This window comes from Ruminococcus albus 7 = DSM 20455, assembly GCF_000179635.2.
Classification (GTDB): domain Bacteria; phylum Bacillota; class Clostridia; order Oscillospirales; family Ruminococcaceae; genus Hominimerdicola; species Hominimerdicola alba.
The window spans coordinates 2,886,354-2,909,697 of sequence record NC_014833.1 but is presented as its reverse complement, the minus strand read 5'-3'; the positions used below and the strand labels follow the sequence as shown (position 1 = coordinate 2,909,697).

The 23,344-nt window shown below is 46.5% G+C and carries 24 protein-coding genes; 14 read left to right on the top strand and 10 right to left on the bottom strand.

The window, feature by feature from the left end:
* Positions 1-239 precede the first annotated feature (239 nt).
* Positions 240-587 carry a hypothetical protein gene (locus RUMAL_RS13150; RefSeq protein WP_013499192.1) on the bottom strand — a complete coding sequence of 116 codons (348 nt, stop codon included), beginning with the start codon at positions 585-587 and terminating at the stop codon, positions 240-242.
* 179 nt (positions 588-766) lie between these two features.
* Between RUMAL_RS13150 and RUMAL_RS13145 the strand changes: the two genes are divergently transcribed.
* The 3 genes from RUMAL_RS13145 (at position 767) to nagA (ending at position 4,126) form a co-directional block, all read left to right on the top strand.
* Positions 767-1,675: a DUF4846 domain-containing protein gene (locus RUMAL_RS13145; RefSeq protein WP_013499191.1), complete on the top strand. Its 909-nt coding sequence runs from the start codon at positions 767-769 to the stop codon at positions 1,673-1,675.
* A gap of 287 nt (positions 1,676-1,962) precedes the next feature.
* A complete protein-coding gene (locus tag RUMAL_RS13140) occupies positions 1,963-2,979 on the top strand; it encodes an ATP-grasp domain-containing protein (RefSeq protein WP_013499190.1) in 1,017 nt (338 codons plus the stop codon).
* 13 nt (positions 2,980-2,992) lie between these two features.
* On the top strand, positions 2,993-4,126 hold the full coding sequence (gene nagA / locus RUMAL_RS13135) for an N-acetylglucosamine-6-phosphate deacetylase (protein WP_013499189.1): 1,134 nt from the start codon (positions 2,993-2,995) through the stop codon (positions 4,124-4,126).
* A 139-nt stretch (positions 4,127-4,265) separates the two neighbouring features.
* On the opposite strand, the gene RUMAL_RS13130 is transcribed toward nagA, so the two are convergent.
* The 4 genes from RUMAL_RS13130 to RUMAL_RS13115 all read right to left on the bottom strand — a co-directional run bounded on the left by RUMAL_RS13130 (position 4,266) and on the right by RUMAL_RS13115 (position 9,392).
* Positions 4,266-4,511 carry an AbrB/MazE/SpoVT family DNA-binding domain-containing protein gene (locus tag RUMAL_RS13130; protein WP_013499188.1) on the bottom strand — a complete coding sequence of 82 codons (246 nt, stop codon included), beginning with the start codon at positions 4,509-4,511 and terminating at the stop codon, positions 4,266-4,268.
* A 403-nt stretch (positions 4,512-4,914) separates the two neighbouring features.
* Positions 4,915-7,689 (bottom strand): AAA family ATPase, encoded by a 2,775-nt coding sequence (locus RUMAL_RS13125; protein ID WP_013499187.1) that lies wholly within the window; start codon positions 7,687-7,689, stop codon positions 4,915-4,917.
* Positions 7,686-8,819, bottom strand: a complete 1,134-nt coding sequence (locus RUMAL_RS13120) for an exonuclease SbcCD subunit D (RefSeq protein ID WP_013499186.1) — start codon at positions 8,817-8,819, stop codon at positions 7,686-7,688. Before RUMAL_RS13120 ends, RUMAL_RS13125 begins: the two co-directional genes overlap by 4 nt.
* A gap of 27 nt (positions 8,820-8,846) precedes the next feature.
* Entirely contained in the window at positions 8,847-9,392 is a 546-nt protein-coding gene (locus tag RUMAL_RS13115; protein WP_013499185.1) for a hypothetical protein, read from the bottom strand.
* A gap of 179 nt (positions 9,393-9,571) precedes the next feature.
* Between RUMAL_RS13115 and RUMAL_RS21830 the strand changes: the two genes are divergently transcribed.
* The 3 genes from RUMAL_RS21830 to RUMAL_RS13105 all read left to right on the top strand — a co-directional run bounded on the left by RUMAL_RS21830 (position 9,572) and on the right by RUMAL_RS13105 (position 12,248).
* Positions 9,572-9,715, top strand: coding sequence for a hypothetical protein (locus tag RUMAL_RS21830; RefSeq protein WP_154662780.1), 144 nt, complete (start codon positions 9,572-9,574; stop codon positions 9,713-9,715).
* A 75-nt stretch (positions 9,716-9,790) separates the two neighbouring features.
* The gene (gene ymfI / locus RUMAL_RS13110) at positions 9,791-10,531 is read left to right on the top strand and encodes an elongation factor P 5-aminopentanone reductase (RefSeq protein WP_013499184.1); all 741 of its coding nucleotides are present in this window, start codon (positions 9,791-9,793) and stop codon (positions 10,529-10,531) included.
* Positions 10,532-10,739: 208 nt separating this feature from the next.
* Positions 10,740-12,248, top strand: a complete 1,509-nt coding sequence (locus tag RUMAL_RS13105; protein ID WP_013499183.1) for an LCP family protein — start codon at positions 10,740-10,742, stop codon at positions 12,246-12,248.
* Positions 12,249-12,430: 182 nt separating this feature from the next.
* Here the strand turns inward: RUMAL_RS13105 and RUMAL_RS13100 are convergent, their stop codons facing one another.
* Positions 12,431-13,861 (bottom strand): S1C family serine protease, encoded by a 1,431-nt coding sequence (locus RUMAL_RS13100; RefSeq protein ID WP_013499182.1) that lies wholly within the window; start codon positions 13,859-13,861, stop codon positions 12,431-12,433.
* Between the two features lie 436 nt (positions 13,862-14,297).
* Between RUMAL_RS13100 and rpmG the strand changes: the two genes are divergently transcribed.
* The 7 genes from rpmG to RUMAL_RS13065 all read left to right on the top strand — a co-directional run bounded on the left by rpmG (position 14,298) and on the right by RUMAL_RS13065 (position 19,106).
* Positions 14,298-14,447 carry a 50S ribosomal protein L33 gene (gene rpmG, locus RUMAL_RS13095; RefSeq protein ID WP_002848320.1) on the top strand — a complete coding sequence of 50 codons (150 nt, stop codon included), beginning with the start codon at positions 14,298-14,300 and terminating at the stop codon, positions 14,445-14,447.
* A gap of 18 nt (positions 14,448-14,465) precedes the next feature.
* Positions 14,466-14,720: a preprotein translocase subunit SecE gene (gene secE, locus RUMAL_RS13090; RefSeq protein WP_013499181.1), complete on the top strand. Its 255-nt coding sequence runs from the start codon at positions 14,466-14,468 to the stop codon at positions 14,718-14,720.
* A 47-nt stretch (positions 14,721-14,767) separates the two neighbouring features.
* Positions 14,768-15,295 carry a transcription termination/antitermination protein NusG gene (nusG, locus tag RUMAL_RS13085; protein ID WP_013499180.1) on the top strand — a complete coding sequence of 176 codons (528 nt, stop codon included), beginning with the start codon at positions 14,768-14,770 and terminating at the stop codon, positions 15,293-15,295.
* Positions 15,296-15,406: 111 nt separating this feature from the next.
* On the top strand, positions 15,407-15,832 hold the full coding sequence (rplK, locus tag RUMAL_RS13080; protein ID WP_013499179.1) for a 50S ribosomal protein L11: 426 nt from the start codon (positions 15,407-15,409) through the stop codon (positions 15,830-15,832).
* A 15-nt stretch (positions 15,833-15,847) separates the two neighbouring features.
* Complete coding sequence (gene rplA, locus RUMAL_RS13075; protein ID WP_013499178.1) at positions 15,848-16,543, top strand: 50S ribosomal protein L1; 696 nt, start codon at positions 15,848-15,850, stop codon at positions 16,541-16,543.
* Positions 16,544-16,684: 141 nt separating this feature from the next.
* Entirely contained in the window at positions 16,685-18,517 is a 1,833-nt protein-coding gene (locus RUMAL_RS13070; RefSeq protein ID WP_013499177.1) for a hypothetical protein, read from the top strand.
* A 34-nt stretch (positions 18,518-18,551) separates the two neighbouring features.
* On the top strand, positions 18,552-19,106 hold the full coding sequence (locus RUMAL_RS13065) for an RNA polymerase sigma factor (RefSeq protein ID WP_013499176.1): 555 nt from the start codon (positions 18,552-18,554) through the stop codon (positions 19,104-19,106).
* A 320-nt stretch (positions 19,107-19,426) separates the two neighbouring features.
* Here RUMAL_RS13065 and rlmH read toward each other — a convergent pair whose 3' ends face one another.
* Genes rlmH through RUMAL_RS13050 form a run of 3 tightly spaced genes read right to left on the bottom strand, consistent with a single transcriptional unit; the run spans position 19,427 to position 21,508 of the window.
* The gene (gene rlmH, locus RUMAL_RS13060) at positions 19,427-19,912 is read right to left on the bottom strand and encodes a 23S rRNA (pseudouridine(1915)-N(3))-methyltransferase RlmH (RefSeq protein WP_013499175.1); all 486 of its coding nucleotides are present in this window, start codon (positions 19,910-19,912) and stop codon (positions 19,427-19,429) included.
* Entirely contained in the window at positions 19,912-20,697 is a 786-nt protein-coding gene (locus tag RUMAL_RS13055) for an MBL fold metallo-hydrolase (RefSeq protein WP_013499174.1), read from the bottom strand. Before RUMAL_RS13055 ends, rlmH begins: the two co-directional genes overlap by 1 nt.
* Positions 20,690-21,508: an HAD family hydrolase gene (locus RUMAL_RS13050; RefSeq protein ID WP_013499173.1), complete on the bottom strand. Its 819-nt coding sequence runs from the start codon at positions 21,506-21,508 to the stop codon at positions 20,690-20,692. Before RUMAL_RS13050 ends, RUMAL_RS13055 begins: the two co-directional genes overlap by 8 nt.
* Positions 21,509-21,649: 141 nt before the next feature.
* On the opposite strand from RUMAL_RS13050, the gene rd reads away from it, so the two are divergent.
* Positions 21,650-21,811: a rubredoxin gene (rd, locus tag RUMAL_RS13045; protein ID WP_028504236.1), complete on the top strand. Its 162-nt coding sequence runs from the start codon at positions 21,650-21,652 to the stop codon at positions 21,809-21,811.
* A gap of 55 nt (positions 21,812-21,866) precedes the next feature.
* Here the strand turns inward: rd and RUMAL_RS13040 are convergent, their stop codons facing one another.
* Positions 21,867-23,156: a UDP-N-acetylglucosamine 1-carboxyvinyltransferase gene (locus RUMAL_RS13040; protein WP_013499171.1), complete on the bottom strand. Its 1,290-nt coding sequence runs from the start codon at positions 23,154-23,156 to the stop codon at positions 21,867-21,869.
* Positions 23,157-23,344: the final 188 nt, after the last annotated feature.

Below are 23,344 nucleotides of genomic sequence, written 5' to 3'. Positions count from 1 at the left end.
CGTTTGCAGGGAAGATCAGGGATATCATGTCTTTTGATCGCGATGGTATCAGCAAATCACATCATTTCCGACCTCCGATACAAATTTCAGCATACCTATTTATTATACCATGATTTAATTATATTTACAATAAGCAAAACCCCGAAAACATAGCAGTTCAACAGGTTTTTGTTTAGTCGATTTGACTTTGGACAGCAAAAAACGCTGTACCAACTGCGGTACAGCGTTAGTGGTATTATTCAGAAATCGAAATCGTCACAATCTTCGTTTACTATTACTTTTTTGATGCCTTTAACAGTGTTCATAGCCTTGAGTATTCCCTCAATGGCTGTGTTTTCGTATTTTGGATCGACATTTCCCAGGTCGAGTTCGATGTTTATTTTCTCACCCTCGTTAGTGACATCGATATAGCCCATATAAATTTCCTTGCTGTCGTAGGGTTCGAAGTATTCTGCTATCGCCTTGTCGATTTCCTGCACTTTATTTTCGTCGGGGGTGTCATCGGTGTATACACTGTAATGAAAACACTCGCCGTCAAATCCTGCCATTTCAGCCTCAAAATAAAGTCCTAACGTATTGTAATTCATAGTATCCATTCTCCTTTAGATGCAGTTTTTTAATGTAAGATCAGTATAGCATACTATCTTTTCGATGTCAATACAGGATGGAGCAACTGTACAATAAAATCCCCTGATATTGACAAGAGATCTCTTTTGTGGTATCATTTATCAAGAGAACTTCTCAGAATACGAAAGGAATGTGTCAAATGGCAAAACCAAAAAGCAAAAAGACAGTTATACTGATAGTATTTCTGATATTTATAGCTGCTGTTCTCGCGGCAGTATTTATCCGCGTGAATCCCAAGTGGAAAGCCGCTGAACTTACCATTGTTCAGGCGGAGAAAAAATATGAAATAAACTCCATCGACCCCGATGGAACGACTTTGCAGACGCGCATACTCCCGCCTGAGGGCTACACTCGCGTACCTGTCGATAAAGGCAGCTTTGCGGAATATCTGCGTGATTACCCCCTTTATCCCGCTGGTACTGCTTTGCCGGTGTTTGACGGTACAACGAAAGAATCACCCTACACTGCGGCTATATTCGATATAACCGTGGGGGATGAGGGTTATCAGCAGTGTGCGGACAGTATAATCAGGCTATACGGTGATTACTATTATGAGAATGAACAGTATGACAAGATATCTTTCATGTTTTCAAACGGCGATGAATGCAGCTACGATAGGTGGAAAAACGGCAAAAGGATGCTGGTGCTGGGTGACTATTCCTGCGAGATACCTGCGGCGTTTCCCGATGACAGCGAACAGCAGTACCGCAATTATCTCAAAATGGTGATGCGCTATGCGGGAACTCTTTCGCTGATGAAAGAATCCACAGTAATAACTCCTGATGAATTGCAGATAGGTGATATCGTCTGCGATGAGACCCATGTGGTCATGGTAGTGGATATGGCAGTTAACGAAAAAGGAGAAAAATGCTACCTTTTCGGACAAAGCTTTATACCTGCGGTATGCTTCCATATCGTAAATGATCTTGAGGGCGGAGAAACAACGCCCTGGTTCACTGAGGAAGAGCTGAAACAGAGATCCTTTACCGTAGGAGGATTCTCATTCTTCAGCGACAAGGATATCCGCCGCTGGAAGGAAGGCTTCTGATATAACAGAAAAGGCTGTACGCATTTAAATGTACAGCCTTGCTTTATGTCTGTCAGTTCTGTCTGTATGTGCTCAGGAAGTCCTTCGGGTAGAAGTCCCATATCGGGAGTGCCTGAGCCTTTCAGTGCCGCAGGGATAACGTACTGTGATAGATTTTGCATAAAGGAACGTATACGCAGAGAGCTTATTAGGGTTTACTTTTTTTATCAGATGTGCTATAATTTCAGTGCTTGGATAAAATGACAGGAGCACGACTATAAAAGCGCTGAAGATCAAGGAGATATTTTATGAAAAACGGAAAAAGAGTAATATGGTTCAATCACTGGTTCAGCCAGGCTTATAATTTTATAGAGCTGCTCAAACGCGATGAGCGAAACTTCATTATAGCCTCAGCCAAGAAACCCGATTTCGTCTTTGGTGCATCGGCAGACGAAAGGTATGTTGAGCCAAATGGTGTGAACGGTGAGGAGTATGCAGCATGGGCGCTGGGGTTCTGCAGAGAGCATTCTGTGGATGTATTCTTCCCGAAACGCTGGAGAGCGGCGGTTATAAGCCATATATCCGAATTTGAGGCAATTGGCACCCACGTTACTGCTGACCACGATACCGAGCAGAACGATATGCTTGACAGTAAAATGAAGTCCTGCATATTCATGAGGGAAAACGGTCTTTGTCCTACTCCGTATATGGAGCGCATAACCACTGTCGAGGGTTTTGAGCAGGCTTATGCGGCGGTAAAGGAAAGATATGGAAAGGATCATAAGGTATGCATAAAGGCTGACCGCGACGAGGGCGGTATCACTTACAGACGGCTTTATGACGATGACGCACCTAAGTCCATGCCTGAGGATATAAGCTATGAGGCATACCTTGCCGACCTTAAAAAACGCAGCAGGATATATCCTACTGTAGTTATGCCATACCTCAGCGAGCCTGAGATAAGCATCGACTGCATGAGGACAGATGGCGGACTTATCGCTGTGCCGCGCTGCAAACTGGATGCCCATATCACATCACTGCGGTTCGATAAGGAATTCATAAGCATAGCTGAACGCATATCCGAAAAGGTCAGAATAGACTACCCTTACAATATACAGCTGCGCCCCCTTAACGGTGAACACGTCTTTATGGAGATAAATACCCGTATGGCAGGCGGATGTTACAAGGCTGATGCCGTTGGTGTGAATTTTCCTCAGCTGGCAGTAAGCTATGCTTTTGGTGACAGTATAGACACCGATGCCATAAAAAGCGGTCTGCATGATGTGCGTGTCGGGGATGTAGCAGGTTTCATCGTGATGCCGTAGGAGGCTGCATATCATGCTTATAAAGAATGGTCTGGTGTTTACTGAAAAATGCCGATTTGAGCCTCTCACTGTCATTACTGACAGTGGGGTCATAACAGATATACTTCCTGCGGACGCTATGGTAAAATACGGCGGCGAGGTCGCAGATGCTTCGGGGTGCTATGTTGTACCGGGATTTACCGATGTACATTTTCACGGCTGTGCAGGTCATGACTTCTGCGAGGCATCAGCAGATGCACTCGGGTGTATCTGCAGGTATGAGTATTCACAGGGCGTGACGACCCTATGCCCTGCAACTATGACTCTGCCTGATGATGATATCATCGCTATACTGAAAACAGCTGTCGATCACAGCAGTACATCGGCAGGGGAGGAGAGTGCGAAGCTTTTAGGTATACATCTGGAAGGTCCGTTCATATCTTATGAAAAATGCGGCGCACAGAAGAAGGAACTTATACAGCCGCCTTCAGCTGAAAAGCTGCTGGAATGGCAGTCGGCTGCCGAAGGGCTGATAAAGCTTGTGACTATTGCCCCTGAAACAGAGGGTGCGGCTGATTGTATACACAGACTTTCGGGAAGTATGCATTTTTCTCTCGGTCACACAGCCTGTGACTATGATGCAGCAATAAAAGCCTTTGCTGCCGGGGCAGACCATGTAACGCATATATATAACGCCATGCCGCCCTTTACTCACCGCGAACCCTCGCTGATAGGTGCTGCCTACGATACTGAAAATGTATTTGCCGAACTTATATGCGACGGTGTACATATCTCACCCACAGCGATAAGGGCAGCCTTTGCCCTGTTCGGGGATGACCGTATAGTATTGATAAGTGACAGTATGGAGGCTGCAGGTATGCCTGACGGTTTGTATCAGCTTGGCGGACAGCAGGTGACAAAAAAAGGCAGCCGAGCCTTACTTTCTGACGGAACTCTTGCAGGCAGTGTAACAACTCTGGCTGACTGTGTGCGTACCGCTGTAAATATGGGCATTCCCCTTGAAAGTGCGATAAAAGCAGCCACCATTAATCCATGCCGCTCGATAGGTGCGGATGACAATTACGGCAGTCTGACTGTTGGTAAGGCTACACATATCCTGCTGCTGGATACGAAAGATCTGTCCCTTAAAGCGGTATATACAAAGTAAAGCAAAAGACCCATCGGGATTATCCCCGATGGGTCTGATCTTTATACGCACGTTTTGAAACTTTTTGTTGATACCGGATACAGCAATAGTGCAATAACTGTTGATGATACTATGCTGTCAGCACAGTTTATCCTTCAGATCACTTTGATCCCTTGATCTCCGCAAGGCAGTTAGCGCATATCGACTTTTCCTTGTAGTCAACAAGATTCTCCGTTTCGCCGCAGAATATGCAGTTTCTCTGATACTTTTTGAGTATGATCTTGTCATCCTCTGTGTATATTTCGATAGAATCCTTAACTGCAAGGTCAAAGGTCCTTCTGAGTTCGATGGGAAGCACGATCCTTCCAAGATCATCGACCTTTCTAACAATTCCGATAGATTTCATTGAATCTCAATTCCTTTCCCCAATAGATTTCAGCTATCGGCAGCTGATAACTTTTATATTTATATTATACCAATAGTGATTAAATTTGTCAAGCAAATTTGACCGATTTGTCAATCGCAAAGCGCCAAATATTGGATTTCAGCATTATGTACATCAAAATATTACTAACCTGAATATTTGTGACGTGATTTCTTCATAAAACGATTGCGTTATTGGGCAATTATTCCAAGTGCGCAAATGCAAAAAAATAATTAACTGAAAATAAAATTTAACCAGTACGTGAGAGGCAAGTATTTATAGACGGTACAGTGTTTTTGCATCAGCCGTTTTATCAACATGAAAAAACTCGGGCAGCCGTGGTCTGTCACAGCTGTCCGAGTCTATATACTTTTGTCTGTGTCGGTCAGGTGACTATCCTTACCGAGCTTCCGAGGGATTTGTCTTTTGTGACAACTATCTGTCTGTCTATCCTTTCTTTGAGTTCGGGCACATGGGAGATTATACCTACCAGTCTTGAATTCTCTGCCAGACCGTTCAGCGCTGTAATGGCTTTATCGAGGGTTTCGTCATCAAGTGTGCCGAAGCCTTCATCGACGAACATCGAATCTATACGCACGTTACCCGAAGAACGCTGTATCTCATCGGAGAATCCCAGTGCCAGCGCAAGGGATGCCATAAAGCTCTCTCCGCCTGAAAGGGAACGTATGCTTCGTATACTTCCCGTGAAATGATCATTAACATCAATATCCAGACCTGTTTTTGAAGTGCCGCGGCTGGAGTCGCTGCGTATCAGTTCGTACTGACCGTTAGTCATCTGCAGCAGTCTTACATTTGCATGGGCGAGTATCCTGTCAAAATATTCCATCTGAGCATAGGTTTCCAGCGGGATCCTCTGTTTGCCTGTCAGCGTGCCGTTTACGGTGCAGCTTACGGCATTCTTTATTCCGTACTCTCTTCGCAGCGCGCGGTTGTCTGCCATTTCTGTTTTGAGCTTTTTAAGCGTTTCCTCAGCAGAGGACAGGCATTTCAACGTTTGGTCGCGACGTTCGAGTGCAGCAGCGGCAAGCGATTTGCATTCCTTGACAGCCTTTTCAAGTGTTTCGCAGTCGGGCTGTTCCTGAAGCTTTGTCTGTTCTTTCAGTTCACCGATCCTGCCCGTGAGTTCAGTGTGCTGTTTTTCAAGAACTGCAAGTCTGTCCTGTGCTTCCTTGATAGCTTTGTCAATGGCTGACAGCTTGTTTTTCAGGTCATCTATATGTTTCATCGCCTCAGCCTTGTTATTGTAAGCAAGAGCATCAAGCTGCTTTTTGGCGGAAAGACTTTTTTCCTCTGCTTTGGCGGAGAACTCTTTTAAACTGATCTGCACAGCTGTGATACTCTGTGTATTATCAGCGATAGCCTTTTCAAGATCGGATGCGGACTTTTCTGCGGCTGATCTCTGCTGCACCTGCTTTTCAAGAAGCTCTTTCTTCTTTTCAAGATCTTTCAGGAACGTGTTTTTCACCTTGTAGTCTTCACGGGCGTTTTCAAGGGCTTTTTCGGGGGTGCAGCCCTCGCTGTACTTCCCGGCGTGAGCCATAGCGGTTTCCAGTGCCTTGCTGTGTGCTGACTTTGCCGACGCATGGTCTGCTGCCGCTTTCATAGCTGCTTCACGAGCCCTTCCCAGCGCAGCGTCTGCCTTGTCAACGGTCTGCTTGTCGGGGGCTTTATCGGATATAACAGCTTTTTGCGGATGGTGTAACGAACCGCATACAGGGCATGGCTTTCCGTCCTCCAGCTTTTTAGCCAGCAGACCAGCCTGTTCTGCAAGATAAAGCTTAAACAGCTCAGAATACTGCTGTTCAAGACGTTCCATCTCCGCCTGTTTATTCTCGTAGGCTTTAAGTGCGGCATTTACTTCTTTTTCCATATTTACCGCATCCGATAATTCCTTGCCTGTAGCCATAATATGCTCCAGCTCGCTCCTGCATTTTTCAGCCTCACCCGATGTTTCAGCCTGCATCGCACCAAGGTCACCAAGCTCGGATATGAGCTTTTTTGTTTCATCGAGTTTGCGGCTGTCCGACGTTAGCTGTTCATTCAGTGCGGCAAGCTTCTTTTGCTCCGCATCAGCTGATCTCCTCAATTTGTCAGCCTCTTTCATAACAGCCTCAGCCTCATCGTAGTTCTTAAGCTGCTTTTCCTCCGCAGCTATCTGACCTATCAGTTCTTTCTGCTCGGGAGATCTTTCGTTCATGGCAGCTGCTTCCGCACGAGCCTTTTCAAGCTCGGGAAGAAGTTTTTCCATAGTTTTTTCTGCGTTGGCAAGCTTTAAGAAGATCTCCGAAAGCTTCTTGCCGCTGTCCAGTGCCAGTGCAGCTTCCTTGTGCTTTTTTTCAGCCGCGGAGTATCCCTTCTCAGCATCCTTTGCCGAAGCTTTTTCATAGTCACGTGCTTTATGGCATACTTCTTCTATATCCGTGTCTGCCGCGGATTCGGGTGCGGCTGCCGCAGCGGCTATTTCTTCGCGGAAGGGGTCATCCGCACCGAGTTTTATATTTTCCAGCAGATAGCGTATGCTGTCCACCGATCTTTCGTATTTTCTGTAGACCGCAATAGCCTCATCCCTGAGTCTGTCCTGCAGGAACCTGTACTTTCCCGTGGAGAATATGGCACTCAGTATCTTGGTGCGGTGCTCGGTCTTGGTGTTCAGCAGTTCTGCAAAACTTCCCTGGGCTATCATCGCAACATTTCTGTACTGTTCGCGGTCAAGACCCAGTATCTCCTTGATCTTTTCGGTGACTTCGTTTTCCCCCGAAGCAATAAGCTTTTCTCCGTTGCCTGAGAAAAGTTCGTTGGTAGTGTTCAGATCAGTTTCGCCCTCACCGCGCTTTTTGGGAGTTTTCTGACGCGGCTCGCGGTGGACGAGGTACTGTGTACCGCCATACTCAAAAAGCAGTTCTGCAAAGGTTATCACGCCTGCATCGGCATATTCGCTCCTGAAGGTATTCACCGATCTGATATCTCCGCTGGCTTTGCCGAAAAGGGCGTAGCATACACCGTCGAATATTGTGGTCTTTCCCGCACCCGTATCGCCCGTGATAAGGTAAAGACCTTCGCCGCCAAGCTTTTCCATATCTATCTCTGTTCTGTCCGCATAGGGACCGAACGCCTGTACAGTTAGTTTAAGAGGTCTCATACATTGTCCCCCCATATACTGTCTATAATATCTTTTACGTACTCCGATTGTTCCTCGGTCATATCAGCGCCGTTCTGCTCTTTGAAAAGCTCCGCCACAAGTTCGTATGGGGTCTTGGTGTCGGTATTAACAGCGGCGGTCACCACTGATACAGTACGGGTACGGCTGTTGTCAAAGCTCAGCTGAACTATATTCTGATAGACCGTCCTGAGCTTGGGCATAACGTTTGGTATATCCGTATCATCCGTCAGCGTTATGTAGAAGAAGCCTTCGGTGTCAAGGCTTTCGTAGTAACTCCTTGCCATCAGCTCGTCATATCTTCCCTTTAGTTCCATAACATCGCGCAGGGGTCTGAGGGGAACTGTGCTTATCTCCACATTACCCTTTTCCTTTATATCTGCTATGGTCACTGATTTTTTGTTCGATATCTCCGAGGCTGAGTATATAAGCGGAGTTCCGCAGTAGCGTATATTCTTTCTCACGTTCTGCGGACTGTGGATATGCCCCAGTGCCACATAGTCGAAGCCGTCGAATACCTCTGCATCCACATTGTCCAGAGTTCCCACCGAGAGATATTCCGAATCGCAGGTAGCCGCCCCTGTTATGAACTGATGACACATCATTATACAGCGCCTATCCCTGTCGATGCCGCTTTGTTCTATAACAGTGCGCATCATGTCGGTGTAAGTATGTATATCCGCTTCGGGACAATAGCTGCGCACCAATGACGGCTTTATGAATGGCACCGAGCATATATCCAGCTCTCCGTACTCGTCCTTTACCGTAAGCACCTCTGCACTGCCCTCGTAGCAGGCACATATATGTATATCAGCCCCTGCCATTATCTCACGTCCGTAGTCGATCCTTTCGGGGCTGTCGTGATTTCCGCTGATTATATATACCGAGAGCCCCGCTTTGCTCAGCTTTGTAAGGAATTCACCGAACAGCTTCACAGCCTCCGCTGACGGTGCGCTCTTGTCGTAGATGTCTCCCGCTATGAGTATGCCGTCGCATTTTTCGGCAGATGCTGTATCTGCTATCTGTGAAAGTATGTAGCGCTGATCTTCGATGAGTGTGTAGCTTCCCAGCCTTTTGCCCAGGTGCAGATCGGAAACGTGTGCGAATCTCATTGATATCCTCCTTTGCTGAAATCGGGCTTACTTGTTTTTGTACACCAGCTTGTCTTTGAGGTCTACCTTATCGTAGCCCCATCTGAAGCCGATATAAGCCGAAAGCGGGAAAAGCCCGAGATATGGGAGTATCAGCAGGAAAACTGCGGGGCTCATATCCTTTATGTCAGCGGAATGTGCAAAAATATCCATTACGGGGAAAAGGCAGGCGTTAGCTATCTTGAATATAGCAAGAAAATCAAATGCTCCGCTGAATTTCGATACAGCAAGTATTACGGCTGTCAGCGCAAATGGCAGCATAGCGATAAGCCCTGTTTTAAGTCCGAATTTTCTGCCGACATCATCACCGTGGAGAGTATCTGCATTGGCGGCTTTACCGCCCTCTTTCATGCCGTAGTCCGCTATTATGCATACCACGCACATCAATCCCGTGAAGCCGAACATCAGGTTAGCAAAAATGCCCATAGCCTTGGACACCGCCCAGAAAAAAAGCATAACGAATATCCCGAAAAACTCAGTCTGAAGCCCTTTCAGCAGCCCGTAGATCAGTGCTGTTTTTCTGTTATATTTCATATCAGGTCACTCCTTGCAAGTATGTGATGATGTAATTATAACACAAAAATATTTTCAATACAAGTGGAAAAATTAAAGTTGTCATCATGTGTACGCTTTATTGTACTTGTTTTCTGCTGCGGATATTTTCTCTATTGCGGTGCATAATAAAGTCAACGAAAAATGAAAGGAGCGATACTGTGAAAGATAATAAAAACTGTCCTCTTCCCGTTGACCCGATTGACGGAACACGAGTGTATATACCGTCGGGAGAACGCTGCACAGCAGATGATGATATCAGGGCTGAAAACACATCACGTCCAATGCCGCCAGAGGGTATATAGTAGCAAGGGTCTTGCACAACAGAGATATCCGTGATATAATGTAGTAGAAATATCATACCGAAAGGACAGTATATCATGGGCAGGATAAAAAAAGCCGCAATAGTAACAGGCGGTTCGGGCGGTATAGGAGGCGCGGTCTCACGCAGACTTGCACAGGCAGGATACCTGACCGCCATAGGATATAACAGGGATAAGGCATCGGCAGAAAAACTAGCAGAAGAACTGAGAACACAGGGCTTTACGGCAGAGGCGTTTCACTGCGACATAGCTGACCCCTCAGGGACAGCGGATCTTCTGAAAGCGGTCGAAAACACTCTGGGTGAGTGTGAACTTCTGGTAAACAACGCAGGTATAGCCGATATCGGTCTTTTCACCGATCTTACTGATGAACGCCTGACAGAGATAATGAACACCGATCTGCTGGGGCATATGCGTCTTACCAAAGCCGTACTGCCTGCTATGCTGCGCAGGCATGAGGGATGTGTGATAAATATATCCTCAGTGTGGGGCGAATGCGGTGCTTCCTGTGAGGTGGCTTATTCTGCCGCCAAGGCAGGGCTTATAGGCTTCACAAAGGCGCTGGCGAAGGAATGCGCTCCAAGCGGGGTGCGCGTGAACTGTGTCAGCTGCGGACTTATAGATACCAAGATGAACAGTACGCTATCTTCGGAGGATCTCAGTGCCGTGACCGATGAGATACCGATGGGACGCATGGGCAAGCCCGATGATATCGCTGATGCAGTGCTGTTTCTGGCAGGATCGTCAGCGGCATACATCACGGGTCAGGTGCTTCGGGTGGACGGCGGCTGGATCTGACATAAATTTACAATAAGGTGCTGATTTGCTTTGTATGCAGTCAGCGCTGTTTTTTTGCCCCCGTAAGAAAGAATGGTAAAATTTCAGTGAAATAGAGGTGAAAACATCCTCGGATGGTTTGACAAACGTTTCGTTATACTATATAATAGGGATGTTCGTTTGATTAAGTTATCATTTTTAAATATTTGAATACCGGAGAGGATATTATATGGATAAAAACGAAAGGCGAGGCCGCCCCGTGGATCCTTATGAGGAAGAGTATCTTCGTCAGCTGGAAGAGTATTCCCGTATAGCAGGCGAGGACGGAAGCGGTGATATAGATCTTACAATGGGCAGCGCCGATGATGCGTTTGCCTCGGAGTATCAGCGTAACGGTTCTGCCTCTAATGACAGTAAGTATACCGCGCCTGTACAGCAGGAAAGGGGAGGCTATGAAGGCAGCAGGTATCCGCGAGATACAGCGCCGGGTCAGCGCAGCAGCGAGCAGGGATATCGCCCCGAGAGAGGTTCGGGTGAAAAACGCCCGCAGCGTTATCCTGCCCCCGAGGGCAGGCGCAGACCTCAGCGCAGCGGAAACAGCGCTCCCGAAAGAACAAGAGAGAGAAGGGAAGAACGTCCTGCACCGCGTACACCTCAAAAAACCAAAAGACCTGCACCGCGTCCCGCTAAAAGACCAGAAAAGCGCGAGATTCATTATGGCGGCGAAGAGCTTCATTTTGGCGGACGCAGCAAAGGCAGGGTACCCGCACATGAAAAACGACACCCTGTACGCAGCTTTTTCAGAACGCTGATAATACTGCTGCTGGTGATCTTCATTGGTCTGAATGCTCTGCTTTACTACTATATCACCCTTGTGAACCGCAGAGGGCGCGGAGAACGTACCTTCACAAACGGCTCGATGAACAGCAGCAGTGTAAGAAATATACTTCTGATCGGTTCAGATACCCGAAGCGAGAACGAGAACGGAAGAACTGACAGTATGATACTCCTGTCGATCAACAAGGATAAAAAGACTATCACCATGACATCCTTCATGCGCGATATGTATGTTGAGATACGAGGCAAAAGAACTAATGGTGAGGATATCGACGTTTGGGACAAGATGAATTCGGCATACGTCTTCGGCGGCGCAGAGCTGCTTATGGATACCATAGAGTATAATTTTGATATATCGGTAGATGACTATGTGTATGTTGATTTCTTTTCATTTATAGATATCGTAGATTCAATAGGCGGACTTGAACTGGATATCACCGATGGTGAAGCCGCAGGCATGGAGGATCCCCTTGGCGAACAGAACCATTATCTGAAACAGCCCGAGGCTACCGATCGGCTTGACCATGGCGGAAAGCTTCTGCTCAACGGCAACCAGACACTTGCCTATGCAAGGCTGAGATACGTGGGCAACGCTGATTTCCAGCGCACCGAAAGACAGCGTGAGGTCATAGGTAAGATCATAAAGAAGGTAAGGTCATCCGATCCCCTTACGATAAACAGTTTTGCAAAGGCGGTATGCTCCGATCTTTCAACCAATATGAGCCGCGCCGAGATGATGCTGCTGGCTTATAAGGCTGTATTCTCTATGAATTATGATATTGAGACCCTGCGTCTTCCCGCAGAGGGACAATACAGCTTCGGTTCGCATGGCGGTCAGTCAACTCTTGATGTTGATATAGAATCCTGCCGCGGTCTCCTTAAAGCAGAGATATATAACTGATAATAAACTCAAAGCGCTGTTGGTCACGGACAGCGCTTTGCTTATTATCTGTCAGCGATCGGATGCTTTCGGAGATAAAAGATCGCATCACACATCTTGAGACAGAAAAAGAGCCGTACATCGCTGTACGGCTCTTTCCCGGAAGTAAAGAATATGAAAAAAATGATTAGAAGAATACTTTGTCAGAACCCTCCGAAAAAGCTGAAGGGATCATAGTAATAATCATAGTCGTTGTACCGGTCATAATAGTCATCCTCTTTCTGTGATCCCTGGGGAACAGATGCTTCTTCGCCGGTGGATTCATCGAGTACGACATTTATATTTATCTTGCGGTTGCTGCGGTATACGGTCAGTGTTACCGTATCACCGGGCTTGTGCTTGTTTTTGACATCGTTCAGCTGAACTATGCCGTTTATGATAGTATTATCAATAGCTATGATTATATCGTTTTCTTTAAGGCCTGCCGCCTCAGCACCGCTGCCGGGGGTCACGGTCTTAACAAGGAATCCCTGCGGAATACCGTAGTAGGTGGAGTATGCAGGCTTTACATCAGCGCCTGTTATACCAAGGCTGGGTCTGCCTGTTACATATCCGTATGTCATAAGATCGCTGACTATAGGCAGCGCATCATCTATCGGTATTGCGAATCCAAGACCCTCGACCTCAGCCGATGCGACCTTTGCAGAGGTTATACCGATGACCTGCCCGTAGGCATTTATCAGCGCACCGCCAGAGTTTCCTCCGTTTATGGAAGCGTCTGTCTGGAATACCTTCATGGTGATATCCTCAACAGTTATCGTCCTGTCCTTAGCCGAGATTATTCCCGAAGTCGCAGTGTTTGCCAGGTCAAGTCCCAGAGGGTTTCCTATTACTATAGCGAGTTCGCCTACCTGCACTTCCGAGGACTTTCCGATCTCAGCCTTTACAAGATCGTTCCTGTCTATTTTCAGCACAGCGAGATCTGTCTGCGAATCCTTGCCGACGTTTACCGCCGTATACGTCAGATCATCCTGGCTTTCGTTATTATTGCCATAATAAGGCGGCAGTACAACGGATATGGACTGCGCATCCTTAATTACATGGGCGTTGGTTATTATAAAACCGTCTTCGCTCAGTACTATACCCGAACCGGTTCCGATGCCCTTGTCTGTTATACAGCTTATGCCGACTACCGAAGGTGACATCTTGCTGATGATATCGGGTATCTTCATGGCATCATCGGGAGCTGCCAGCTGCTCCAGCGTCGGAAGATCGCTCCTGCTGAAAGAAGCAGTCTGCGGATCTATGCCTTTATTTTCCACAGCCGTATCGGATATATTATTGTTCCGCCTGTCCGCAGGTGTGATGTTGTCCTTCCCGACAACTATCCTGTAGCCGACTATCGAAGTAACAGCTATAGCCGCTACACCTACCATCGCTGCAAATGCAGTCAGTATCTTTCTGCCTGCCGAACTCTTTCTGACCGGCGGCTGGTAAGAGTATTCATTGGCTGCACCCTGAGGATCATAATACCTGGGTTCACCGTAGCTTTCACGGTTAACATAGGGCTGCTGAACAGAGGGTGCCCCGTTATCGTTATAAGGCGGATATCCGCCGCCGTTATATTCGCTCATAAAACGCCCTCCTTGACAGATCTTCTGAAACGTGATATAGTATATCCGTAGGGATACACCTTCACTGACCGATAATATAAATTATACGCGTGAATGTGATAGTTAAATGACAATAATAAAAAACTTTACACAATTATTCTCCGTGAGATAATATGCCCGTGTCAGGCGGCGGAAAAACACGTCGGTCATGATAATTTACATAATGTTTACAATTTAAACGTTCCGACACTTGACATCGGAGTCTGTATATGTTATAATGTTTGTACCTCTTTATGAGGTCTATTTTTTTGCGCCGTAAAAAATACGGATGCAGAAAATCATAAGTTACCTCAGAATGCCGTAAGGTGCGGCATTTGCGCTTGGATGCGCATGAGGGAGGCAAAGACGTACCCCGATCGTTCTTTAAGGGGTATAAATTTCGTCAGGAGGTGCCGAAATGAGAGTTAAGATCACCCTCGCCTGCACAGAATGCAAGCAGAGAAACTACAACACCAAGAAGAACAAGAAGAATGACCCTGACAGACTTGAGATGAATAAGTACTGCAAGTTCTGCAAGAAGCACACTCTTCACAAAGAGACTAAGTGATTCTGAAAGGAGTTAGCTATGGCTAAGGACGCTAAGGACACAAAGTCTAACAAAAAGAATGCGAATGAGGAAAAAAGCAAGGGCGGACTCAAGAAGTATTTCAAAGAGCTTCGCGCTGAGCTGAAAAAGGTCGTATGGCCCACAAGACAGCAGGTCGTAAACAATACGGGTGTTGTACTGGTGGTAATGTCAGTAGTAGGTCTGTTCCTTTTCGCAGTCGACACCGGACTGAGCTACGCTATAAAGCAGCTTATCGGTCTGGGAGCAGGCTAAATGTCTGCGACGGTATGAACGACATCAATACGGAGGTTTAATCAGACATGGCAGAAGAAGCAAAGTGGTATGTAGTACACACCTATTCCGGCTATGAGAATAAGGTAGCCCAGAATATTGAAAAGGTCGTTGAAAACCGTAAGCTCCACGATCTTATACCCGAGGTGAGGATCCCTATGGAGACCGTCACCGAGATAAAGGGCGAAAAGACCGTTGAAGCAGAAAAGAAGCTGTTTCCCAGCTATGTGCTGGTAAAAATGGTCCTGACAGATGACAGCTGGTATATAGTAAGGAATACCAGAGGCGTTACAGGTTTCGTAGGTCCCGGAAGCAAGCCTGTGCCGCTTTCCGACAGGGAAGTTGAGGCGCTTGGCGTAGATGTGGGAACACAGACAGTAAGAACCGATATCGCAGTCGGCGACGATGTTATCATGGTCGGCGGTTCCTTCGATGGTATGAGCGGTACAGTATCCTCACTTGATCTGGAAAATGCTGCGGCAGATGTAACAGTGTCTATGTTCGGCAGAGAAACAACAGTAACACTGCCTCTCACTCAGCTGAGAAAAGAGGACTGAGAACAGCACGGGGTGAAAGTCCCCGACAGAAGGTACATGGAAGTAATACTTCCGGAAACGTGGGAGAGCCAAAAGGCTCGCCTTACCACTTAATTATGGAGGTGCAATATAATGGCACAGAAGGTAGTAGGCTATATCAAGCTTCAGATCCCCGCAGGAAAGGCAACTCCTGCTCCCCCTGTTGGTCCTGCACTGGGTCAGCACGGCGTTAACATTATGGCATTCACAAAGGATTTCAACGAGAGAACCAAGAACGATATCGGTCTGATCATCCCTGTTGTTATCACAGTTTATGCTGACAGATCCTTTACATTCATCACCAAGACTCCCCCTGCAGCTGTTCTGATCAAGAAGGCTTGCAAGATCGAGTCCGGTTCGGGCGTGCCCAACAAGACTAAGGTCGCAACTATCAAGAAGGAGCAGGTTAAGCAGATCGCTGAGCAGAAGATGCCCGATCTTAACGCTGCTAACATCGAAAGCGCTATGAGCATGATCGCAGGTACCTGCCGCTCTATGGGCGTTGTAGTTGAGGACTGAGGGGAGGTATAAAGAATGAAACACGGCAAGAAGTATGTTGACGCTGCCAAGGTAGTTGACAGAGCTAAGCAGTATGATGCAAACGAAGCTCTTGAGCTCGCAGCAAGCAATGCAAAGGCTAAGTTCGATGAGACTATCGAGCTGCATATCCGTCTGGGCGTTGACTCCAGACACGCTGATCAGCAGGTCAGAGGCGCAGTTGTTCTTCCTAACGGTACAGGTAAGAAGGTTAGAGTTCTGGTATTCTGCAAGGAAGACAAGATCGAGGCTGCAAAGGCAGCTGGCGCTGAGTATGCAGGCGGCATGGAATTCGTTGACAAGATCACCAAGGAAAACTGGATGGATTTCGACGTAGTTATCGCTTCTCCCGATATGATGGGCGTTGTTGGTAGACTCGGTAAGGTCCTCGGACCTCGTGGTCTGATGCCTAACCCCAAGGCAGGCACAGTTACTCCCGATGTTGCAAAGGCAGTTACCGATGCTAAGGCTGGTAAGATCGAGTACAGACTTGATAAGACCAACATCATCCACTGCCCAATCGGCAAGGCTTCCTTCGGCGTTGAGAAGCTCGAGCAGAACTTCAATACTCTCGTTGATGCAGTAGTTAAGGCTAAGCCTGCAGCTGCAAAGGGTCAGTATCTGAAGAGCATCACCGTCGCTTCTACAATGGGCGTTGGTATCAGAGTAAATACTGCTAAGTACGGCAACTAATAAAAAACTTATGCGTGTATCCGTCACAAGCGGGTACACGCTTTTTTTTGAAAATATTATTTCAAAAAGTGAGTGGTTTTTAATTTTCATCCGTATATGTATATGAAAGATCTTTCAGAACTAAGAAAAGGAGGATACCTAGTGAAAAATTTAACAGAACTTCTAAAGGACATCCCCCTTGAAGAAATGACGGGAGGTCTTGATATGAATAACAGCGAAGAAAATAAAATAAAAACCAATGTGCAGAACGGTAAAGCTAAAATAAAGAACAAAGCCTCCGCGGCTGTTGCTATAGCAGCCTGCGCTGTCGTAGCTGTGGCAGGTGCGATACATTACAGGGGAAACGATATCTCCGAACCTGCAGCACCGAATGAAAGCAGCACAGTTACTACCGATGCCGAGGACACAACACAACAGGAACGAAATCCCGAAGAAGAACTGAACTATGAGTTAGCCAAACGCTTTTTTGAAGACATAGATATGGATATCACTACAATGGGTGATGGCTTGCATATCATGGACAGCAAGTTAGGTACTGTTACCGAGGGCTTTGATAATTACGATATCTGGGTGCCCGGGGTGCTGGTAAATGGCAGTGAATACAGCGTACTTGTTGCCATGCAGACCAAGGATGGCAGCGATCTACCGAAAGATCTGGAGTATATAGCTTTTAAAGGTGATGTTGTTATAGATGGCTATAATTTATCAGGCGGCAGTGATGGTTTGTCGATGCATATCTTCGGTGATAAAGCAGTAGGTATGTTTACTATTGATCTTGATGCCCATGTTTGTGCAGCAGATGAAGGATTCGATCCCTATGAAGATTATCCCGAAGCATCAGAAGTTCTTAATGCTGATAGTACAGTTCATTATGAAATAAGATATTTGTTTATGGATGATTACGATGAACCGCTTGAAGGTCTTTTCACAGCTGAATTCAAGCTGGGTGATGTATTCGGTTCTCAGCCAGTTAACGAGGAAAAACTGGCAAATGAAGCCTATGCTAAACTTTTCTATGATATCCACGGCTATGATTACGAACTTGCCAAGAATAATGTTTTTCCGATGGAAAGCAAAGTCGGTGAGATAAAAGAAGGCTTTGAAGGTCTTGATATCAGCCTGTGTGATGTACGTATGTGCAGTTCTACGAACAGTTCCGTGTTTGATATTGTTATCAAAAACAAGGACGGTAGTGATTTTGCAGAAGGTATATCAGACCCTGAAAAAATCCTGAATGATTCGTTACTTGAGGTATTTGTAGGAGATGAATCAGTCAAACCCGAAGTATCACATTTGGTAAGTGTAAGCAATGATACGGCTATATATACTATATATGCAGATTGGTTGAGCATTGATGAAGATGCCGTTGATGAAGATTCAAACATTATTATAAGGCTTAGTGATATGTCTTCGACAAAAGATGATAATACAGAGATAAGATATGATGGTGTGTTTGAAGCTGTTCTTAAAGCGGAAATCTTTGAAGAATTGGATCTTGGTTTCCCGGATTTTGGAGCCATGGCTAATGAGTTAACAAATGGTGCGTGGGATATCAACGAGTATGCGGTGAAACAAGAACCCAAAAAAATGAAATATAAAGTGGGAGACATTTATTTTTCAAATTGTGAGATAATGGCTGAAATATTTGGCGGCAAAGAACTTGATGAGCTCCGTGATGATCTTACATTGACTTGGATGGCACAAGCTGAGAAAAATAAGATGGCAGGTAATAGTGACAATAATCAGGTAAACCAGCTTGACTGTGATTACGACTTTATAAAACTTGAATTAGATGACGGTAACATAGAGATTCCTCAATTTAAAACTGTTGATATAATGAATACTGAAAAGCCTGATAAAAACGGAAAAATTGAAAAAGGTTATATTATGGTATTCGATTGCCTTGACGCTCCCTTCGATGCGCGTAAGGTCAAGGCTATCCATGTAGGTTCAGTTGTTATCCCTGTAAAATAATATCTAAAAATACTAAAAGAAAGGCGGTGACCCCATGACAGATGAAGAGATATTGGCTCTGATGCAGCAGAATGATACCTCAGCACTTGATGCGCTGATGGAAAGATATAAAACACTCGTGAGCTTCATAATCTCACAGTCGGTCAGGGGCAGCGCCGATATCGAGGAAGCTGTGCAGGACACCTTTTTTAAGGTGTGGCGCAACAGGTCTTCCATAGATACAGAAAAACGAAGCCTTAAAGGGTACATAAGTATGGTGGCGAGAAGCTGCGCCGAGGACAAGCGCCGCAGTACTGCACGTCATGCAAATACCGATGATATCTCCGAAAAGGAAAACGATCTGGGCATAGATATCGATTATGAGGACGAAGCCGCTAAAAAGGTGAATATGCGCATAATAGCCGAAACTATACGCGAGATGCCCTCTCCCGAACGTGAGATCTTTATAGAGCGTTATTACTTCCGCCTGACCATAAGAGATATCGCAGAAAAGCATAACATTAAACCTAAAAAGGCAGAAAATATCCTGTCCCGCCGCAAGAAAAAACTGGGCAAGGAACTTATGAAAAAAGGCATTATCCTCTCTTAAAAATAGTAAAGACACTTTCGCACCAAACGAAAGTGTCTTTTGCTATATATGGGATACTGTTCAAAAATCATGCTTAAAGACATTTTGGTGAAAGCATAGTTTAGCAAGAAGCCTATCTTCCGATTCTGTCAATAATTATGAATCATGGTTATCCCTTTAACACACCATTACAAAATGCTATATAACAATGAATCATCGTGTTGATGTTATCCTTCCCCCGCCTGCGGCGGGGGAAGGATAACCGCCGATTATTTCTAGTTTTGATATTACACCAAATTAATTGGTGTGTAAACGGGATAATCAGATTATGAATCAAACAATCACTTGTGGTATTTGGATCCCTTCTCTATCTGGAATCCGCGGTATATCTGCTCCAGCAGAAGTATCCTTGCCAGCTGATGAGGGAATGTCATCTTCGACATTGAAAGCTTCATATCCGCCCTTTGCTTTACCGAGGGTGCAATTCCGAAGGATGAGCCGATAATGAAATTCAGTGTTGAATAACCACGCGTTCCGCAGTCAGTCATGGCGGCAGAAAGTTCTTCGCTGGTAAGCTGTTTGCCTTCTATGCACATGGCAATATTGTATGCACCGTTCACACTGAGATATTTCTCCATTGAAGCAGCCTCGTTCTCGAGGGCTGTCTGTATCTCCTTGTCGGAAGGGGAATCGGGAAGTCGGTATTCATTAAGTTCAACTATCTCCGCCTTGCAGAAAGCCCCCAGACGCTTGATGTATTCCGCAGCAGCATCACGCCAGTACTTCTCTTTAAGCTTGCCTACTGTAATAAGATTCACTCTTATCATTAAAAGACCACCGCCCTTCCTGTGCCCTCAGGCTTTGCTGCCGTCAGCAGGTAATCATCGCCGCGGGTATACTCACAAAGAGCCTTTACTGCAGCGCCTTCAGCCAGCTGAGGTGTGTTGTTGTGCTGACTTATATGCCCCAGCACAAAGCTGTAAACTCCTGCTTTTACGAGCCTTACAAGCTCTCTGCCGCAGTCGCCGTTTGAAAGGTGCCCGTGATCAGAAGCTATGCGTGATTTTAGTTCTTCGGGGTAAGGACCGTATTTCAGCATCCTCGGATCGTAATTTGATTCCAGTAGTACCAGTCTGCACTTTATCAGCTGTTCATGAATATCATCGGTCACGATACCTAAGTCTGTGCATACCGCACAGTCAGCACCTCCGGGAACGGTTATCCTGAATCCGCAGCTTACGGGTGTATCATGGGGTGTCATAAAAGCTGTCACTCCGAAACCGCCGATATCTTCTGTACCTTCACCAAGTTCTTCCAGCACGCACCCCTCGCAGACCTTGTCCTTCTCTGCCAGCAATTCAAGATTTCCCGAAACAGAGTATACAGGAACTTTCAGCTTCTTGGTAAGTACCTTCAGCCCTGAGATGTGGTCGGTGTGGGTATGGGTGACAAGCACCGCCTTTACTGCAGAGGTACCTATGCCTGCATTTTCCAGGGCAGTGCATATCTTTTTGCAGCTGACACCTGCATCAACGAGTATCCCTGACTTTTCATCGCCTATGTAAGTGCAGTTTCCGCTGCTTGATGAGAACAGAGGGTACATTCTAGCCATTGTATAGTTCCTCCAGATACTTCGCCACACCGTCCTCAGTGTTCGCACCGATGACCCTGTGGCTTGTTTTTATAAGTTCCTCTGCCGCGTTGCTTACGGCTATGCGCTCGTCTGCCGCCGCGAACATCGGCAGGTCGTTCAGATTGTCTCCGAATGCGGTTATCTTCTCAAACCCGTACTTTTCACGCAGATACCTGACACCGGATTCCTTTGAAGCCTCTGCGCTGAATACTTCAAGATACCATTCGTCACCGTAAATATCGTGATAGAACGCAGTTTTCAGGGAGGGCATACCGGAAAGTATCTCCTGCATGGGTGCCAGTTTCTCGTAGTCATCCAGAAAACAGAAGTATATCACATCACCCTCCGTCTCTGTCAGGTTGTCAGTATGTATGAAAGCCTTGCCGTACTTCTGTACACGCTCATCAAGAAAATCCTTCATCGCCTGATTGGTGAGCTTGCTGTACGCCGTTGACATAACGCTTCCGTTCATCAGGTACATGAATGGTGACAGTCCATGCTCCCCGCAAAGGGATATGATCTTTTCGGCATCTGCGTCTGCGAGCGTGTTTATCACTTCGTACTCGTGGCGGACAGGGTGATATATCAGCACCCCGTTCATTAGTACGATCGGCAGCTGCAGGTTAAGCCCTGCCAGTATCCGCCCTGCCGAGCTGTAGGTACGGGCTGTTGCGACTGTAAAGTTCATACCCTTGGCAATAAGCCTGTTCAGTGCGGTTTTGGTATACTCGGTGATCTCTGCGTTCCTGTCAAGCAGTGTACCGTCCAGATCTGATATATATAGCTGCATGGTTTTCTCCTTTCTGTCATGGGAAAAGAACGGCGATCTGACCCTGTGTAATTTTGCTGAGGAAAAATTTGATATAAAAATACCTCTTGCAATTTTTGTAAATTTATGTTATACTTATAAAAATTTTATTAAGGAGGTGTTTTGGTGAAATACGTATGCAACATCTGCGGATATATCTACGATCCTGCTGAGGGTGCACCCGACAGCGGAGTTCCTGCAGGAACAGAGTGGGAAGCTGTTCCCGATGATTTCGTATGTCCCCTCTGTGGTGTGGGCAAGGATGATTTCAGCCCTGCTGAATAATATTATAACACCAATAAAGTCCCTCTGCCATACAGCGGAGGGACTTGTTTTTTTATCAGCTGCTGAGCACAACGTTCTCGTTGTCAGGAACGATGACACGCTGTATGTCAGCGCCCAGTTCTCTGAGCTTGACATCTATGCACTCATATCCGCGCTCGATGTAGTGGATATTGTCTATCTCTGTCAGACCGTCTGCCGCAAGACCTGCGATAACGAGCGCAGCACCTGCTCTCAGGTCGGTCGCCTGTACGGGAGCTCCCTTCAGTGTAGGAACACCCTGTATTATCGCTACCTTTCCGCCTTCAACGGATACATCAGCACCCATTTTGCGAAGCTCGGCAACGTATCTGAATCTGTTGTTGAATATCTCCTCAGTCACCTTGCTGGTACCCTGAGCCATGGTCAGCAGTGTTGAGAACTGCGGCTGCATATCAGTAGGGAAACCCGGGTGAGGCTGAGTTTTGACGGTGGTGTTCATAAGCGGTGAATCTACCCATACATGAACGCTCTCGTCGTTCTCCTCAACATTTACACCGCACTTGCGCAGCTTGGCTGTTATGGATTCAAGATGCTTGGGTATAACGTTAGCCACGACTACATCGCCCTTTGTTGCGGCAGCAGCTACCATATAAGTGCCTGCCTCGATCTGGTCGGGGATAGTAGCATAGGTGGTGCCGTGGAGGTACTCAACGCCTCTTATCTTGATAACGTCGGTGCCTGCACCTCTTATATCAGCGCCCATAGAGTTGAGGAAATTAGCTACATCAACTATATGAGGCTCCTTCGCAGCGTTCTCGATAATGGTCTGTCCCTTCGCCTTAACAGCAGCGAAGATCGCATTCATCGTAGCGCCAACAGTTACAAAATCAAAGTAGATCTGGTTGCCCACCAGCTTGTCCGCCTTGACGTAATTAGCCCCTCTCACTACCTCATCAGTAGCGCCCAGAGCCTTGAAAGCCTTTAAATGCTGGTCAATAGGTCTGTCGCCAAGATAGCATCCGCCGGGCATGGGAACAAAAGCTTCATGGAACCTGCCAAGCAAGGTGCCAAGAAAATAACTTGACGCTCTCATTGTTTCCGCCAGCTTGTAGGGTACCTTTGTGGTGGTGATGGTGCTGGTGTCAATATATATGACACCCTCTCTCTCCATCTTCACAACAGCGCCCATGCTTTTAAGGATATCAAGACATTTTGTGATATCGCTTATAGCGGGAACGTTTTCAAGCGTACAGGGTTCATCGCATAAAATAGTAGCGGCAACCAGTGCAACTGCGGCATTCTTAGCACCGCTCACATACACTGTGCCTTTAAGGGGATGACCTCCCCTGATAAAGAACTTCTCCAAAATAATACACTCCTTGAGAGCCGGAAGAATTTTTATATCTTGCCGCTTGCCGACTCCTGCAATTTGATAAGCGTGGTAAAGCATATACCGATATAACTGCGGCAGTAAATGGCAATACCACATCCGTTGCGGCAGCACGATACGGAGCGGCGTGCGTTATCAGCAAAACGCGCGTGCCCTACTGTGAG

What these genes read in the sequence shown, in the direction of transcription:
- rplK (WP_013499179.1), top strand. Translation starts at nt 15,407, where the DNA reads ATGGCACAGAAGGTAGTAGGCTATATCAAGCTTCAGATCCCCGCAGGA.
- nusG (WP_013499180.1), top strand. Translation starts at nt 14,768, where the DNA reads ATGGCAGAAGAAGCAAAGTGGTATGTAGTACACACCTATTCCGGCTAT.
- RUMAL_RS13050 (WP_013499173.1), bottom strand. Translation starts at nt 21,508, where the DNA reads ATGCAGCTATATATATCAGATCTGGACGGTACACTGCTTGACAGGAAC.
- RUMAL_RS13115 (WP_013499185.1), bottom strand. Translation starts at nt 9,392, where the DNA reads ATGAAATATAACAGAAAAACAGCACTGATCTACGGGCTGCTGAAAGGG.
- RUMAL_RS13130 (WP_013499188.1), bottom strand. Translation starts at nt 4,511, where the DNA reads ATGAAATCTATCGGAATTGTTAGAAAGGTCGATGATCTTGGAAGGATC.
- secE (WP_013499181.1), top strand. Translation starts at nt 14,466, where the DNA reads ATGGCTAAGGACGCTAAGGACACAAAGTCTAACAAAAAGAATGCGAAT.
- RUMAL_RS13120 (WP_013499186.1), bottom strand. Translation starts at nt 8,819, where the DNA reads ATGAGATTCGCACACGTTTCCGATCTGCACCTGGGCAAAAGGCTGGGA.
- RUMAL_RS13140 (WP_013499190.1), top strand. Translation starts at nt 1,963, where the DNA reads ATGAAAAACGGAAAAAGAGTAATATGGTTCAATCACTGGTTCAGCCAG.
- RUMAL_RS13105 (WP_013499183.1), top strand. Translation starts at nt 10,740, where the DNA reads ATGGATAAAAACGAAAGGCGAGGCCGCCCCGTGGATCCTTATGAGGAA.
- RUMAL_RS13100 (WP_013499182.1), bottom strand. Translation starts at nt 13,861, where the DNA reads ATGAGCGAATATAACGGCGGCGGATATCCGCCTTATAACGATAACGGG.
- rpmG (WP_002848320.1), top strand. Translation starts at nt 14,298, where the DNA reads ATGAGAGTTAAGATCACCCTCGCCTGCACAGAATGCAAGCAGAGAAAC.
- rlmH (WP_013499175.1), bottom strand. Translation starts at nt 19,912, where the DNA reads ATGATAAGAGTGAATCTTATTACAGTAGGCAAGCTTAAAGAGAAGTAC.
- RUMAL_RS13145 (WP_013499191.1), top strand. Translation starts at nt 767, where the DNA reads ATGGCAAAACCAAAAAGCAAAAAGACAGTTATACTGATAGTATTTCTG.
- nagA (WP_013499189.1), top strand. Translation starts at nt 2,993, where the DNA reads ATGCTTATAAAGAATGGTCTGGTGTTTACTGAAAAATGCCGATTTGAG.
- rplA (WP_013499178.1), top strand. Translation starts at nt 15,848, where the DNA reads ATGAAACACGGCAAGAAGTATGTTGACGCTGCCAAGGTAGTTGACAGA.
- ymfI (WP_013499184.1), top strand. Translation starts at nt 9,791, where the DNA reads ATGGGCAGGATAAAAAAAGCCGCAATAGTAACAGGCGGTTCGGGCGGT.
- RUMAL_RS13055 (WP_013499174.1), bottom strand. Translation starts at nt 20,697, where the DNA reads ATGGCTAGAATGTACCCTCTGTTCTCATCAAGCAGCGGAAACTGCACT.
- RUMAL_RS13065 (WP_013499176.1), top strand. Translation starts at nt 18,552, where the DNA reads ATGACAGATGAAGAGATATTGGCTCTGATGCAGCAGAATGATACCTCA.
- RUMAL_RS13125 (WP_013499187.1), bottom strand. Translation starts at nt 7,689, where the DNA reads ATGAGACCTCTTAAACTAACTGTACAGGCGTTCGGTCCCTATGCGGAC.
- RUMAL_RS13150 (WP_013499192.1), bottom strand. Translation starts at nt 587, where the DNA reads ATGAATTACAATACGTTAGGACTTTATTTTGAGGCTGAAATGGCAGGA.